This window comes from Streptomyces caeni (assembly GCF_042678285.1).
Taxonomy (GTDB): Bacteria; Actinomycetota; Actinomycetes; order Streptomycetales; family Streptomycetaceae; genus Streptomyces; species Streptomyces caeni.
Genome location: NZ_JBHUDX010000112.1, coordinates 1 through 13,447 on the forward strand (window position 1 = coordinate 1; position 13,447 = coordinate 13,447).

The following is a 13,447-nucleotide window of genomic DNA, read 5'->3' on the forward strand; positions in this document are numbered from 1 at the left end:
TACCGGGCCCGGGGGCCAGGCGCCCCATTGCGGGGCCACGGAAAAGGTAACGGGGTGAGGGTTCCCGGCACCGCGACGTCGGCGATCACATGGAGGTCGGTGGCATGGAAACCGAGCGCCGGGGCGAGGACGTCGAGCTGCGAAGACAGCGGCGGCGTGCCAGCCAGCACCGAGCGGAGTTCGGTCTCCGGGATCCCGGACGCCGAGGACAGCCACGCGACATCCACCCGGCGGTTGTTCAGAAGTCGGGTCAGCAGCACGCCGAAGCCTGGATGACTCGCCACGATGTCACCTTGGGTGTTACGCCGCAAAGGGATCGACTCGACGACGGGGAGATCGCGGCTCCTCAGAGCTGATGCATGGACGTCACCAGCTCCGAGGAGCCGCGGTTCAGGTGTGCAACGTCAGGTCGTGGACGTGCTGCAGCATGACGCCCGTCAGTCCGGCAGGATCGCACCCGCCTGCCTCAGGCGTTCCAGCACCGTGACCTGGTGGGCAAGGTCCGGACTGCGTTGATCTGCGATGAGGAGGATGTCCTCCAGCCCCTCGTCCAACAACAGCTTGGGGGCCGCGGAGAAGTGGGTACCGGCCAGATCGACCGACCTCCAGGAACCGAGCAGAGCCTGCTCGAAGGTCATGAGTCCCTGTGTTTCGGGATTCCGCCGGACCAGTCGCCCAGGAACCCCACGTATGTCCAAAGGAACGCCGACCGCCTGGGAGATGTCGAGAGCCCAGTCTACGGTCGCATAGAAATCACGGTTGGCCCTGTCGTACACAGGCTGAAGGTTCTCGTACGACATGTGCAGCCAGGGAACGATCTGCAAACAGCCCATCGCACCCTTGATGACAACGCGCCGGAAGACAGATCCACAGACGCGCAGCATGTCATTGGTATCCAGACCGTCAACGACGACATCCTCAAGCCGGGCGCCTTCGACATAGCAGTCGTACGCACCGCACCTGGACAGAGTTGTCTGCGAGATGCGCAGCCGCTGGGCCGGATCGGCGCTGACTCTCGCCACGCAGCCCAGGAACTCGGCGTCGTCGACGTGTAGATCCCGCACTTCGTCTCCGGGTTGCGCGCGCAGGCCTGCGATCCGCCTGCCGTACCGTGCGGTCATCTTCTACACGACTCCGAATCCGAAAGGCACCTGTGGATAACTCACGTACGTCTGCGGATAGACATACGGCCGGTAGATGTGAATCCGGAACGCATGGAACGAGTCCGTCGTCAGCTCGTAGAACTCCGGACCACTTCTCGTGATCCCGACATAGTCAGGCATCGAGGAACCTCCGATGTTGATGAAGTTCGGTTCGATGTCGGGATGCTGCGCCACGGCCCGCTCCATCGCCTTTCCGTAATTGGCCCGGGCCACCCATGGCTCCTGCTCGGCCGCGGCGATTTCCCCGGGGCTCAAGTACCGACTGATCCGGGACGGATCCTCCTGGAAGTGTTGGTGGGTATCTTTGGTCACGCGGCGCATGGTCTCCATGGGGTCCTCGCAGCCGACCGACGTGTACAACTGGTCGTCGTCGCAGCCGTCGGCGGCCGTCTTGAGCGGTGGCTTCCCGCTCCCTGAACCGTCTCCGCTGAAGGCCGGCTGGAGCGGAAGTTCCTGGCTGTCGGCGGTGTCACACAGTACAGCGCACGTACCGCCCGGCGTCAGCGGAAGCCCCGTGGCCGTGTCCATTGTCCTGTCGGCGACAGACTGGCCGGTCGTGGGGTCGGTGACCTGGGGTGCCGCTCCCTGCAGGGCGACGGGCAGCGTGTCCGAAGGGCCGGTGGCCGCGGTCTTGGTGCCGTTCTGGGGTGGGCTCTGGGAGCCCTTGGGCTGGCCTGTCGGCCTGGTGCCCGGGTTCTGCCGCAGGCCCGTCTTCGCGGTGGGCGGGGGCGGCGGAGGGGGCGTCGTGGTGACGTTGCAGCTGCTGTAGCCGGCGGCGAGGACGAAGATTCCGACCTCGGCGGCCTCCCCGGCGCCGGCCCAGGAGAAGCCCTGTCCCAGGGCGCCGAGCAGGCTGGCGCCCGCGCCCAGCCAGCCCCAGCCGCTTGAGGAGCTGCTGTGGTGGCCACCGCCGCCGGAGTAGCTGAACATGCTGTCCAGCCGCCGCTGCTGGGCCCTGGCCTCGGCGGCCAGCGCGCGCTGTGCTGCGGCGATTTCGTCGCTGTAGTCCCGGCTGGGGCTGCGGTGGGCCCGGGTGTGTGTGTAGTGATGCCGGTAGGTGGTGGTCGGGTGCCAGGAGTAGTGGGGCGTGTAGGAGTAGTGGGGGGTGTAGGAGTACGACGGGTGGTGGTGAGAGCTGCTGCTGTGGCCGCTGCCCGCCTGGCAGGCGCTGTTCCCCGACGGGTCGGCGTTGGTCAGCGGGTCGTCGTCGCCGTAGGCGTAGGCGTTGGCGTTGACGGACGGGACGGGGGGCTGGCTGGTGGCGTCGTGACTGGTGAAGTCTCCTGTCGACGGGTCGTACCAGCGGCTGGCGGTGGCCACACGGCGGGTGGCGGGGTCGGTCCAGCCGCCCTGGTAGCCGACGTCGTGCTGGGTGCCGCCTGCGGCGAGGGTCTGGCCGTAGGGGTCGTAGGCGGTGGAACCGGCGAGGGTCGTGCCGGTGGCGGTGAAGGTGGCGGTCAGGTCGCCGTGCTGGTTGGTGTAGGCGAGGGCCGCGCCTGAGGGGCCGTCGATACCGAGGAGTTCACCGGCGGGGCCGCGGCCGTACGTTTCGGTTCCGTCGGAGACGGCCTGGTCGCCGGTGCCGTCGTAGGCGAAGGTGCTGCTGCCCGCGGTGGCGAGGCGACCGAGGTCGTCGTGGGTGTAGGCGGTGGTGCCGTCGGTGGTGAGCTGGTCGAAGGAGTCGTAGCTGAGGTTCTCGGTGCCCTGGGGACCGGTGACCGAGGCCAGGGTGCCGCGGGCCGTGTAGGCGTAGCTCGTCGAGGACGAGCCGGTGCTGGTGCCGGTGAGCTCGTTGCGGACGTTGTAGGTCGCGGTCGTCGTGGTGGATCCGCTGGTGACGCTGGTGCGGTTGCCGGCCTTGTCGTAACCGTAGCTGGTGGTGGTCGAGCCGTTGTTCCACGAGGTCAGGCGGCCGGCCTTGTCGTAGCCGTAGGTGTTGGCGGCCGCTCCCGCGGTGCCGGTGGTGGTCTGTCCGGTGATGTGTCCGGCGTCGTCGTAGGCGTAGGAGACGGCTGCTTCGGTGGCACCGCCGGGGGCGGTGAGGGTGTCGCTGGTGAGGCGATGCTGGGCGTCGTAGCCGAGGCTGCGGGACGCGTTGCCGCTGCCGCCGTAGGCGATGCCGGTGACCTGGCCGGTGGAGTTGTAGGTGTAGGTGAGCGCGGTGCCGGTGGCCGGGTCGGCGGCCGTGTCGACCTGGCCGTCCGGGTCGTAGGTGAAGGTCGCGGTGCCCGCCGTGTCGGTGCGCGAGGTGAGCAGGCCGTCGGCGTTGTAGCTGTAGGTGGCGCTGCCGGAGGGGCCGGAGGCGGAGAGGATCTCACCGCGGTCGTCGTAGGTGTAGGTGTCGGTGCCGCCGGGTGCCCCGGCGGAGGTGAGGCGGCCGTCGGCGTCGTAACCGAAGTTGCGGCTTGTGGTGGCGGATTCCGCGCCCGTGCCGGAGGTGCCGGTGAGGCGGCCGTCGGCGTCGTAGGTCTGGGTGAGGGTGACGCCGCCGGGGCGGGTGATGGTGGTCGGGTTGCCGTTGCCGTCGTAGGCGACGGTCGTGGTGCGGTCGGCCGTGTTCGGGAAGGCGCTGGTGCTGGGCTCGATCGTCGACTCGGGCAGACCGAGCGTGTTGTAGGTGGTGATGGTGGCGTGGTTGTCGCCGTCCGTGTATCGGGTGAGGTTGCCCGCCGCGTCGTAGCCGAAGCTGGTGGTGATCGTGGCCGTGGAGCTGACCGGTTCGGTCTGCTGGGTCAGTGCATCACTGGCGTCGTAGGCGTAGGTGGTGGTGTTGCCGTCGGCGTCGGTGACCGAGGTCGGGTTGCCCGCCGGGTCGTAGGCGTACGACGTGCCGGTCAGGGTGGCGCCGGAGGCGTCCAGGTTCGCGGTGGCGGTCAGCTGCCCGGCGAGGTCGTACGTCCGGGTGGTGGCGGTGCCGTCGGGCAGGGTCGCCCTGGTGAGCCTGCCGTCGAGGTCGTAGGCGTAGTGGGTGGTGTTGCCCCGGGCGTCGGTGGCGGTGAGCTGGTTGCCCGCCGCGTCGTAGGTCGCGGTGGACTGCTCGCCGCCGGGCAGGGTGACGGACGTCTGGTTGCCCGCGGCGTCGTAGCCGAACTTGGTGGTGTCGGTGGTGACGGTCGGCTGGCGGACGACCGCGCTGGACGTCACTACTCGGCCCAGGTCGTCGTAGGTGTGCTGGTCGACCGCACCGGTGGGGTCGGTGCTGGACAGCGGTTCGCCGTCGGCGTCGTACGTGACGTGACCGGTGGGCGTGGTGCCGCCGACGGCGGGCTCCTCGATCTGGGCCACGTCGCCGAGCTGGTCGTAGGTGTAGTGGGTGGTGTTGCCGTCGGCGTCGGTGGTCGCGGTGAGGCGGCCGCCGGCGTCGTAGGTGGCGGTGGTGCCCGGGGTGAGGGAGGTGCTGGCGCCCGGCGGCGTGTAGGCGGCGTCGGAGACGGCCACCTGCTCGCTGTCGGCGTCGTAGGTGTAGGTGGTGATGTTGCCGTCGGGGTCGTCGACGGAGGTCTGGTCGCCGAAGGTGTCGTAGCCGTACAGGGTGATGGGGTGGATCTGCTGCGGGGTGCCGCCGTCGGTCTCGGCGTTCACCACCGGGGCGGTGACCTGGGTGAGCTGTCCGACCTGGTCGTTGGTGTAGGTGGTGGTGTAGTCGGCGGCGGTGGCGCCGGAGGCGTTGCCGCGCGGGTCGGTGCTGGAGGTGAGCAGTCCGCGCTGGTCGTAGCTGTGGGTGGTGACCAGGTTCGTCGCGCCGTTGTGGACGGTCTGCGAGGTGACGTCGCCGAGCGCGTCGTAGGCGAAGTCGGTCTGCTCGGTCGTGCCGCCCTTGGCGACGGATTGGGAGGTGAGGTTGCCGTTCGCGTCGTAGCTGTTGGAGGTGGTGGTCTTGTCCTGGCCATAGGGGTCGAAGACGGACTGGGTGATCAAACCGGCGGGGTCGACGGTGTAGTCGCTCTCGATCAGAGCGGCGGTGTTCTGCTGCTCGGTCAGGTGACCGGCCGCGTCATAGGCGTTCTGCTGGAGGACCTTGGTGGTGCTGGAGCCGTCCGGGTTGTGGAAGTTGGCCAGGTAGCTCTGGATGAGCTGGTGGTTCCAGTTGTAGTAGTAGGCGGTGGTCCGGCCCATCGCGTCGGTGTCGGAGGCGAGCCATCCGGCCGGGTCGTAGGCGCGCGAGTCCAGCACGAGCGAGGCCGGCGAGGAGGGGTTGACCGGGTCGCCGGTGTAGTTGGTCAGCGTGGTGGTGAGCAGTTCACCGGTGGGTGAGTAGTCGAAGGTGTAGGCGTTGCCGTCGGGGTCGGTCTCGGCGTTTCGGTTGCCGTAGGCGTCGTAGCCGTAGGTAGTCTTGCGGCCCGCTGGGTCGGTGACCGAATCCAACTGGTCGTGGGTGTTGTACGTCCAGGTGGTGGTGCAAGTGGTGTCGCCGCCGGTGGTGTCGGCGACGGCCTGGGCGGTGGTGTTGCCGTCGTCGTCGTAGGTGTACGTGGTCCGCGGCGTGTGGGTGGTGCCGGTGACGGCGTCGGTGGTGGCCGGTCCGGCGGCGGTGACGACACGGTCCTGGCCGTCGTAGGTGTAGCCGGTGGTCACCCCGCCCGGGTAGGTGTCCGAGGTCTCGGTGCGGGTGAGGCGGCGGCCCAGGTTGTCGTAGGTGTAGCTGGTCTTCAGCCCGGACGGCGAGGTGACCTGGGCGAGGTCGCCGGCGCTGTCGTAGGCGTAGGTGGTCGTGTGGCCGTTCGGGTCCTCGACGGAGGCCAGGAGCCCTGCCGGTTCGGTGCCGCCGCCGACCGCTGACTCGGTGCCCGCCGTGTACGTCCGGGTGGTCGTGTGACCGTCGGGGTCGGTGGTGGTGAGCGGGTCGCCGGAGGTGTCGTAGGTGTAAGTGGTGGCGTAGGTGGTGTCAGTGGCGCTGGTGGAGCGCGGGTCGGCGTAGGAGATGGGTTCGTCGGTGCGCGGGTCGGTGTCGTCGTAGGTGCCGGACGCCGGGTAGGTGGCGTAGCTGGTGGTGGTGTCGCCGTGCATGTCGCTGGTGGTGCGCGACAGCACGTCCCCCCGCGAGTTGTGGGTGGTGGCGGTGAAGTTGCCGTCCGGGTCGGTCACCGTGGCGGCGAAACCGCCGGAGTCGTACGAGTAGGAGGTGGTGTGGCCGAGCGCGTTGGTGGCCGAGATCAGGCGCGAGCCGTTGTACGGGTCGTAGCGGTAGGTGAGCGCCCTTCCGGCCGGGTCGGTCACGGTCGCGGTGGTGACCGGGGTGGCGCCGTTGGACGTGCCGCGGGCGGCGTACTGCGCCGCCACGGTGTCCGTGCTCAGCGCCTGGTTGAAGGTAGAAACCTCAGCGATGGAGCCGGTGAAGTAGCCCTGTGCGTTGTTCGAGGGCAGCGAGGGCCAGTTGCCCGCCAGGTAGCCCGCGCCGACGGAGGCGGTGCTCTGGCCGGTGAAGTCCAGCTGCTGGCCGGTGCGGGTGTCGGCCTGCTTGCCGTCCAGGTTGAGCGTCTGCTCACCGGCACTGTTCACGGTGAGGACGGCCTGGTGCCAGTGCCCGTCATCGACGGTGTCCGGGGACTCCATGGGCGAGAGCAGGCCGTCCCACCACTGCCCGTAGAGGTGGCCGTCGGCGCCGATGTAGAGGGCAGGGGTGTACTGCGTCGGCGTGCTGCCGATCGCGGCGTTCTGGTAGCTGAACAGGGTCTCGCCGGATGCGCTGGTCTTGAACCACAGCTCGATGGAGAAGTCGGGTGAAACCTTGCCGCTGTAGATCGTTGTGGACGGCAGTGTCACGTAGGAGCTAGTGCCGTTGAAGGACGGGGCGGTCTCCGGGCTGTCGGGGAACGGTCCCGCAGCGCCCAGGGTGACGTCGTGGTAGGTGGCCGGGCCGGAGGACCACCAGTTGGACGCCGTGTCCCCGGCGACCTCGTTGACGGCCTGGCTGCCGGACGTGTCCTCTAGGCGCCAGTAGTTGGGGGCGGCCTGGGAGATGACGGCGTCGCGGTAGTAGGCGCCGGAGCCGGAGGTGCCGGCCTGGTTGAGGTGCCAGGTGCCGCCGTCGGCGTCGGTGACCTGGGTGGCCTGGTCGCGGGACGCATCGTAGGCGGCGGCCATTCCGGTCTTGCCCGAGGGCAGGGTGATGCCGGTCAGCTCGGTGGCGGCGTGGGTTCCCGCGGCGTACTGCTCCTGGACCGCCGGGCTGCCGAGTGCGTGGGTGTAGAAGGCGACCTCGGCGATGGAGCCGTGGAAGTAGCTGACGTCCGCCGGGGAGTCGATCCAGTACGTCGCGTAGCCGGCGCCGATGTAGGTGATGGTGTTGGACTGGTCACCGGGGGTGCCGGAGAACGTGTCCTGCTGGGTCCCGTCCAGATACAGGGTCTGGGTGGTGCCGTCGGAGGTGAGCACCGCGTGGTGCCAGGCGTTGTCGGTCACCGTGCCGGTCGAGCCGAAATCGGCGCTGCCGGAGCCGCTGACGCTCCACCAGTGACCGTGCAGCTTGCCGTCGGAGCCCACGTACAGCACCGGGGTCCAGGTGCCGGACGCGCTGGTGGTGCCGTCGATCGCCGTGGACTGGTCGCCGATCAGCACACCGGGCGAGGAGGTCTTGAACCACAGGCTCACCGCGCGGCTCTTGCCCTGATGCAGCAGGCCGACCGGTACCGACACATAGCCGCTGGAGCCGTCGAAGGTGGCGGTGGTGGTCGGCGAGCCGGGCAGCAGTCCGGCGGCGCCCAGTGTGACGCCGGAGGAACGGTAGGTACCGTCGTCGTTGCCCTCGTTGACCGCGACGTCGTCCGCCGCCGAGGTGCCGGAGGACTCGGCGAGGCGCCAGTACGCGGCGGGGTTGGCGTCCAGCACAGCCGTGCGGTAGTGCGAGCCGGAGGAAGACCCGGAGGTGTAGGCGTAGGTGGTGCACGCCGTGGTGGAGGTGGGCGGGCACACCCCGGTCAGGTCGTCGCCGCTGTAGGAGTACGTCCACGTCTCGGCGGCGCCGCCGGAGGTCGCCGGGTCCGTGCTCACCTGCGTGACGTGTCCGCCGCTCCAGGTGAAGTGCAGCGACCGGCTGCCAGTGGCGCTGGTGACGGTGGCCAGGGTGCCGTCGGAGTTGTAGGCGAGCGTCTGGCTGCGTCCGCGCGCGTCCGTGGTCTTCGTGAGCTTCCAGGCCGATCCTGCCTGCTCACCGAAGGTGTACGTGGTCCCCGACTTGTCGGTCAGGGTGTAACCGCCGCCGCTTACGGTGCGGAAGGTGGCGTACATGCCCTGCGGCGGCGTGAACGTCGTCCCGTCACCGTTCAGGCCGAACCGCACTTCCTGGCCGCTCGCCGTCGTCACCACGACCGTGCCCGAGCCGTCGCCGTCCGGCACCGCGGACATGTCGTACCGCGTCGACCACCCCGACCCGAAGAGGCTGCCGGTGCGCGGGTCGAGCGAGTTGTAGGAGCGCACCACCGACAGCGCCGGACCCGCCACGGACACCCTCGCGTCGGTCGCCGAGGTGGTGTAGTTCCCCACCAGCGGATCGAAGGTGTGGCCGTCCGGACCCTGCGCCGCCGACCCGAGATGCGAGGTGATCAGCGGCTGGGGAACGGTCGTGGAGAAGTACGACGGCTCCGAGAAGTCGCTCTGAGCGTCGCCGTCGCTGTCGGACACAACCCAGTAGTACGACTGATTCCAGGCCAGCTTGCCGGCCGGAACGGTCCACTGGGTCCCGCTCACCGAGCCGGAGTCCGCCACAAGGGACGGCGAGCCGGAGGCTGGGTTCGAGTAGACCTGGAAGTCGTAGGTCAGTCCGCCGGGGTAGTTGTCCGGGTCGTGGCCGCGTGCGAACAGCTGCGGCGAGAGGGAGCCGACCACGACATTGGAGGGCGGCGAGGTGGAGTCGATCTGCGGTGGAGTATCGGCCGAGGTGATCTTGGCGCACGTCTGCGGCACGTTGTAGGTGGAGTAGAACGACGTGCCGCTGGTCAGCATGTCCCAGCACACGTAGTACTGGCCGGGGGCGAGCGCCGGCAGCGTCCCGGTCATCGTGATCGTGGAGTTGGGGCTCACCGAGCTCGGCACGTACGTCTTGGTGGCGTTGGTGCTGACCTTCGACCAGGACGTGGTGTAGATGTCGGAGGCCAGCTGCGTGCTCGACGTCGACCAGGAGGTCGTTCCCCGGTTGGTGAGCGTCACCTTCATCGAGCCGGTGGTGCTCGCGGTGGGCTCGGTGTAGGTCTGCTTGGGGATGGAGTAGTCGGCGCCGTAGGGGCTGTAGGTGACCGACAGGTACGGCGGGTAGGACGAGTGGACCGAGGCGAACTGCTTCCAGGCCGCCACGACCGACGTGTTGGCGGTCAGCGCCAAGCCCCGGTTGGTCCCGCCATGCGCCCACCCCTCCAGCAGCTTCACACCTGCCGCGCTGGGGTTGTCACCGATGTCGATGCCGTGCCACGAGGCCCCGCCGCAACTGGACCCGCCGTAGAAGCTGGCCGAGCCGATCGTCGACCCGTACGACAGGCCCGGGTAGTCGGCGATGCTGCCCACGCTCCAGGAACTGGTGATGGCCTGGACGTAGACGGGTTCAGCGGTGCAGCCGCCGGACCACACGTCGTCCAGGTACAGCGACGCCTTCTCGATGTAGTCGTTCTTGAACGTCGATCCGAACGACGAGAACAGCACATAGCTGTTGGCCTTGTGACCACCGCCGTCGTAGGAACCGGTCTTCAGCACCGAGTCGGTGGAGAAGTTGATGTCGTACGGCGTCTCCACGTACGTGCTCGACGCAGCGTTCAGGTTCGTCGGGTCCACCTTGACCGGGAACACGCGAGCCTTGTCGTGCAGCCACGACGCGTCCAGCGACACCCGCAGCGCCGGAGCGCCGTCCACGGTGGTCAGGCGGTAGGTCACCCCAGTGGACGTCGCGCCCTCTCCGGAGACCTTGCCGACCTTGGAGTCCTCCATGTACCCGTGCGGGATCGTCACCCGCACCGCACCCGAGGAGTCCTTGAACACCACGCTGCCGTCGGAGGTGAGGGACGGTGTCAGGCCGGTCAGGTGGAGGGGGAACGTCCAGGTCGTCGGGGCTGAGGCGGCGCGCAGGACCAGGGTCTCCTTCACCGCACCCGAGCTGACCGCGTACTGCAAGTCCGAGGAGTCGGCGATCCCGCGATAGGTGATCGTGTTCCCCGACGCCTGACCGGTCACCGGGGCCGCGCCCTGCAGCGAGTAGCTGACCTGTTCGCTTGTCGACGGCCCGTAGGAGACCAGAGAAGGATCGTTTCCGCTCGCGGCGAAGTCGGCCGACGGGGAGTCCGCGCGCTCCGCCCACCGGCCGTCCACGCCCTGCACCAGGGTGCTGTCGATGTCGGCCCAGGCGCCCTTCGCCGTGCGGTAGTGCACCGGACGGCTGTAGACCCGCGCGGTCATGGTGCCGTCCGGGTTCTGGAACACCGACGTGTTCGCGGTGCGGTCCTTGACGACCTCCGCACCATTGGCCTTCGGGCCGGGTATGTGCGGATCGCCCTGCTGCGCCGACGAGCTGGTGTCGTTCGCCTTGGCCGACTTCTGCCGGGCCTCCTTCAGCAGGGCCGCCCGCACCCGGGCCGGGGGCGTCATGCGCTTGGTGCCGAGCTTCCCCTTCGGGCTGAACGAGCCGCGCTCCTTCGGCTTCGGCACGTGCGTCGCGGACAGTGGAAGCGCCCCGCGGACCGGCTTGGCCTTCGGGCTGGAGACGCTGCCCTTCCCACGGATCGCCGCCGATTTCACCTGGTGCGGCAGCCCGGCCGCCGAACCCGGCGGCTGACGAGGCAGCGCCGCGGAACCGGAGGCCAGGGCGTGCTGGCTGATGACGGCCTCGGCCGGCTGCGTCGCCAGCATCACGAACAGCGCGCCGCTGACCACGAGCGCGACCCCGCGCAGCCGGCGCCGATGCAGGCCCCCGGTGAGGCGAGCGATGACGAACGCCACTCTTCTCCAGGCACCAGACGACACGCTGAGCAGACGGCGACCCATCGCAGACCCCCCACAGGCACGACACGGCAACACCTCTCCTGTGGAGGCGCGGCGGCAGAGTTCTACCTGTCGCCACTGACGGACCAACAGCGCTTTATCGACAATTGTGGACGGAGATTTGCCATGATCACACATGTTCACGCCGATATGCCCGCATGACCTTTGCTGACCTTTTCCCACCTGAATTGGAGGTCTTGACTGCCGCAGGCCACGGTTCGCGGGTGGAAGGGGCGGGGCGACGGCTCGGCCCTCGGCCGTCGTTACGGGTGTGTGGTAGAACCTGGCAGGCTCCGCGCGCCCACTGTGCGTGCCCTGCGGACGCCCTGCACCGATTGGAGCTGTTCGTGCTCTTCCCATGCCGATTCCTTGTCGGTGCCATGCTTGCGGGCCTGTGGGCACTCGCCGCAGACGCCCCCGCCGACGCGGCGGGTATTCGCCCGTCCGAGTGGCCGCTCACGCAGTTCCAGGCCGAGCAGATATGGCACATATCGCGAGGGCAGGGCGTCACCGTCGCCGTCATCGACAGCGGAGTCGATGCTGCGCATCCCGATCTCAAGGGCCAGGTCCTGCCCGGTGCGGGATTCCTCGGAGCCCCTCGGGACGACGGCCGGGCTGACATCTCCGACGATTCACACGGAACGGCCATCGCCGGCATCATCGCGGGCACGGGCGAGGCGGACAGCGGGAACGGAATGACCGGTCTCGCACCGGAATCCAAGGTGCTCCCCGTGCGCGTGTCCACGAACGGAACCGCGGAGCCCACCGCTATCGCGGAGGGCATCAAATACGCCGCGGACCACCACGCACAGGTCATCAACATATCCGTCGGAACGACCACGCCCGACCCACTGCTACGCGAAGCTGTCACCTACGCCCTCGGCAAGGACGCCGTCATCGTCGCCTCCGCCGGAAACGAAGGACAGAACGGCAATCCGGCCATGTACCCTGCGTCCTTCCCCGGCGTCATCAACGTCACCGGAACCGATTCCAACGGCCGTTTCTGGCCCGTCAGCGAATCCAGCCCCCGCTCGACGCTCGCCGCACCGGCCACCGGAATCTACTCCGCCAATGACCGCGGCCAGTACGTCAGGGCGGACGGCACCAGCTATGCGGCCGCCTATGTCTCCGCAGCGGCCGCGCTGGTGCGTTCCGCATTCCCGCATCTGACCGCGGGCCAGACCATCCGCCGCCTGATCAGCACCGCCCAACGGCCCGGCGGCAGCGGCCACGACGACCAGTACGGCTACGGTCTGGTCAACCCCCTGGCTGCCCTGCGGGCACCCGCCACCATCAGCGGCTCTGGCGTCAATCCGCTGCTGTCCGCCGACCCACTCGGCCGTCACAACACCGGCACCGGGATCGGATGGGCCACCGGTACCGGTCTGGGCGGGGCACTGGCTCTGTCCACCGCCGCAGCGGCGTGGGCCGTCATCCGGCGCCGCACGGGCAGTTCCCACACGAGCCGTTTTCACAAGCAGGCGGCCCTGGCTCCGACGCCGCCGCGCGGCGCACCGCGTCCCGCCGGCAAGTCGAGCAAATCGAGCAAGAAGAAGCGGAAGAGCCGATCTTGAACGAATCCGGAGTGCGCCGCGTGAACCTTCCCTTCAGCCTTCACAACCGCCCGCGAAGAGTCCGCCTCATGGCTGGCGCAGCCACACTGGTCGCCGCCGTCCTGCTGTCGCGGCTCACCATCGCATTGCTGGCCGGTCCCCGGACTCCGAAGGTTGTCGCCAACAACATCTCAAAGAATTTCCGCGCCTGCCTGATCAATGACCAACGGGACGCGTCCGCGGCCTGGCCGGTCTGGTCAGCACTGCAGAAAGCCACTTCGGGTGCTGCCATCAACGCACAGCGCATCGAGATACCGAAAAGCAGCACATCGGCGCCCCTGCCCTACGTCAACAGCCTCGTGCAGCGCAACTGCGGACTGATCATCTCCGTGGGCCCCCATCTGCATGACGCCGTGACAACAACCGCCCAACACAACCCGCATCAGCGGTTCATCACGGTCGGCCCGCCCATCAAACTGCCCAACGTGCGCAGCTTTTCACCGGCCGACAAGTCGGCCGTCATCAGTGCGGTACGCCAGGCCGCCCACCCACAGTCACCACCCCGAACCTGAGACGGTCGGGGCTTGACCCGAGGAGGGGACCCTCGGCTCCCTGCCCGCGGACATGTCGGCGTTGTCGATCACGTTGCGAGCGCTACGTGAAGGTGACGCTGACCAGCACATCTCTATCCGTTTGGGGCTCGCGACACTGCGGGTGGGGCCTCCCCCTGAGTGGTGGACACGCTGATACTGGATCTGCTTGATCCGGAGG

General features: G+C 68.6%; 4 protein-coding genes and 1 pseudogene. 2 read left to right on the forward strand and 3 right to left on the reverse strand.

Annotation, left to right across the window (positions count from 1 at the left end; all coding sequences use genetic code 11):
* The 3 genes and pseudogenes from ACFSL4_RS33900 to ACFSL4_RS33910 form a co-directional block, all read right to left on the reverse strand.
* Positions 1–284, reverse strand: a pseudogene (locus ACFSL4_RS33900) (hypothetical protein); the annotation flags it as partial.
* Positions 285–437: 153 nt separating this feature from the next.
* Complete coding sequence (locus ACFSL4_RS33905) at positions 438–1,121, reverse strand: hypothetical protein (RefSeq protein WP_381091495.1); 684 nt, start codon at positions 1,119–1,121, stop codon at positions 438–440.
* 3 nt (positions 1,122–1,124) lie between these two features.
* Positions 1,125–11,081 (reverse strand): LamG-like jellyroll fold domain-containing protein, encoded by a 9,957-nt coding sequence (locus tag ACFSL4_RS33910; protein WP_381091496.1) that lies wholly within the window; start codon positions 11,079–11,081, stop codon positions 1,125–1,127.
* 422 nt (positions 11,082–11,503) lie between these two features.
* On the opposite strand from ACFSL4_RS33910, the gene mycP reads away from it, so the two are divergent.
* Together mycP and ACFSL4_RS33920 are read left to right on the forward strand one after the other, a co-directional pair.
* Positions 11,504–12,697 carry a type VII secretion-associated serine protease mycosin gene (gene mycP / locus ACFSL4_RS33915; RefSeq protein ID WP_381091497.1) on the forward strand — a complete coding sequence of 398 codons (1,194 nt, stop codon included), beginning with the start codon at positions 11,504–11,506 and terminating at the stop codon, positions 12,695–12,697.
* Between the two features lie 68 nt (positions 12,698–12,765).
* Positions 12,766–13,248 (forward strand): type 1 periplasmic-binding domain-containing protein, encoded by a 483-nt coding sequence (locus ACFSL4_RS33920; protein WP_381091499.1) that lies wholly within the window; start codon positions 12,766–12,768, stop codon positions 13,246–13,248.
* Positions 13,249–13,447 lie beyond the last annotated feature (199 nt).